We start from the raw sequence: 1,638 nt of genomic DNA, 5'->3' as shown, positions 1-1,638 counted from the left end.
GACGGTGCGGCTGTAGTAGTCCAGACCGCGAACCAGGCGCTCGTTGACGGTGTACGGCTGGCCGGCGGCGTCGAGCAGCTCGCGCAGGCGCCCGAAGTGCGCCTCGGACTCCTCGTCCAGCGCGTCCAGCAGGCTCGGCGCCGAGGCGATGACCTCGCGCATCGCCGGGTTCTTGCTGTCCAGCACGCGCAGCGGGTTGCTCTCCAGGCGCCGGCGCGCGTCGTCGTCGAGGACGTCCTCGTGCTTGCGCAGGTGCGCCTGGAGGCGCTCGCGGTACGCCCGGCGCGCCTCCGGCGTACCGAGGCTGTTGATCTCCAGGCGCACGTCGGTAAGGCCGATGGCCCGGAGCATGCGCCCGGTCATCAGGATCATCTCCGCATCCACGTCCGGGCCGTCGAGGCCGAAGACCTCCGCCCCGATCTGGTGGAACTGCCGGAAGCGCCCCTTCTGCGGGCGCTCGTAGCGGAACATCGGCCCCATGTACCAGAGCCGCGGCTGCGCGCCGTGCAGCAGCCCGTGCTGCAGGGCCGCTCGCACGCAGCCGGCGGTGCCCTCGGGGCGCAGGGTCAGGCTCTCACCGTTGCGGTCCTCGAAGGTGTACATCTCCTTCTCGACGATGTCGGTGATCTCGCCGATGGAGCGGGCGAACAGCTCAGTGCGCTCCAGCACCGGCAGCCGGATCTCCTGGTAACCGTAGGCGGACACCGTCCGGCGAAGGCGCTGCTCGACATCGCGCCAGAGCGCGCTCGCGCCGGGGAGAATGTCCGCGAAGCCACGCAGGCTCTGCAGGCTACTGCTCAAGTCGTTCTCCGTGATGATTGGGTTCGGCGGTCAGCGCGACTCGCCCAGGGTGAAACGGGCGACGCGTCCGTTGGCGCGGTCCGCGAGGGGGACAGCCTGGCCGTCGTGGCTCAGCGAGACCACGCTGACGTCGCCGACAACGATCTCGAACGGCGGCTCACCGGTCACCGTGCGGGTCTCGCCGCCGCCGACCAGCCCGAACAGCAGACGGTCGCCGGCGGCGTCGGTGACCTCCATCCAGGACTCGCCGGTAAACTCGAAGGTCAGACGGTCGCTTCCCGCCGGCGCGGGGCCGGCCCCGTCTCCCCCATCCTCTTCGCCAGCGGCCGCCGCCGTGGTGCCGGCAGCCCCGTTCCCGACAGCGGCGTCTGCGCCGGTCATGGCAACCCCGGACGCCGCGTCCGCGGCGGACGCACCACGCGCCGTGCCGGACGACGTGCCGGTATCCGCGGCCGCCGGCGATTCCGTACCGCTTTCAGGCGCACCCGCAGCCGCCGAGTCACCGACCTCCGGCGCGGTACCCGTCGACCCGGCGCCTCCGGTCCCGGTATCGCCGGCGCCGGTAATGCCGGTCTGCTCACCGGATGCCGCCACGCCGGCGTCCTCCGGCGGGGCAGAGGCCGCACTGCTCCCTGTGCCCGTCACAGCGTCCCCCTCAACACCGGAGGCGGCCCCGCCGGAGCCTTCCGTCGCGTTGGCGCCCTGCTGCTCGACCGTACCGCTCGCCGCGGGCGCCGACGCCCCGACCTCGGGCTGGTCCCGGCCGATCAGGGCACCGAAACCGTCGTCGTTGAACCAGAACCACCCGGCCACGGCGAGCACCGCCACCACGAGCAC

The 1,638-nt window shown here is 72.5% G+C and carries 2 protein-coding genes; both read right to left on the bottom strand.

Going from position 1 to position 1,638, the window contains the following annotated elements:
• The coding region (gene hisS / locus G7A99_RS13760) for a histidine--tRNA ligase (RefSeq protein ID WP_163141078.1) at nucleotides 1–801 on the bottom strand (801 nt) is incomplete at its 3' end.
• A gap of 30 nt (nucleotides 802–831) precedes the next feature.
• A partial coding sequence (locus tag G7A99_RS13755; protein WP_163141074.1) for a RodZ domain-containing protein occupies nucleotides 832–1,638 on the bottom strand: 807 nt, incomplete at its 5' end.

The organism is Arhodomonas sp. KWT (genome assembly GCF_010993615.1).
The sequence above is the reverse complement of the archived record's forward strand: the minus strand, read 5'-3'. Positions and strand labels throughout refer to the sequence as shown.